Source organism: Arthrobacter sp. Y3225116 (genome assembly GCF_059091245.1).
Genome location: NZ_JBNHGL010000509.1, coordinates 1 through 815 on the forward strand (window position 1 = coordinate 1; position 815 = coordinate 815).

Consider the following 815-nt stretch of genomic DNA (forward strand, 5'->3'; position numbering starts at 1 on the left):
GCCCGTCCGGCCGCCACCAGGGCGGCGGGAGTCCGGCCGGCGCCGCCGCACGTGAGCCACCTCTCCATTGTTACGGTCGGAGACCGTTCTGCTGCGAAGCCTGCCGCCGGAAGGCCGGCGCGGGGAGTAACCTGCTGGACGGAGCCCGACCCGGGCAGCGAGGAGAGCAGTATGTCCAGACACCCCAGTGGCGCACTGCTTTTCGTCCTGACCTGCGCCATGGGCGTCGGCCCGCTGCTGAACTACGGCCTGAGCACCGTCAGCCCGCTGGTCATCGACGACCTGGGCATCAGCGAGGCCCAATTCGGCCTGCTGGCCACGGCCATTTTCGCCAGCGCCGCCGTCTCCAGCATGTGGCTGGGCAAACTCAGCGACCGGATTTCCAGCCGCGCCCAGCTGATCCTGATCTTCGCCGGCACGGCGGTGGCACTGGTGGTCGCCTCGCTGTCCCACCACTATCTGGTCCTGGTGATCGCCGCGCTGCTGGCCGGCCCCACGCAGGCCATTTCCAACCCGACCACGAACCGGATCATCATGACCCAGGTTCCAGCGCCCAAGCGCCCGGGCTGGATCGGGGTCAAGCAATCCGGCGTTCAAGGCAGCCAGCTGTTCTCGGGCTTGTTCTTCCCCGTCGCCGCGCTCTGGGCCGGCTGGCAAGGCGCCACCGCCCTGGCGGCCGTCGTCGCCGTCGGGCTGTTGCTCTACGGGCTGCGCCAACTCCCTGAACGGGGCACCGAAACGACGGCGGCGAAGGCGCCTCCCGCAAACGCGGCGCCGTCCGCCACACCGCCGACCGATGCCCCGGCCGCACCTGG

1 protein-coding gene is annotated in these 815 nt (G+C 70.3%); it reads left to right on the forward strand.

From position 1 onward, the window contains the following. Nucleotides 1-171: 171 nt before the first annotated feature. The coding region (locus AC5RV2_RS18660; RefSeq protein WP_494093566.1) for an MFS transporter at nucleotides 172-815 on the forward strand (644 nt) is incomplete at its 3' end.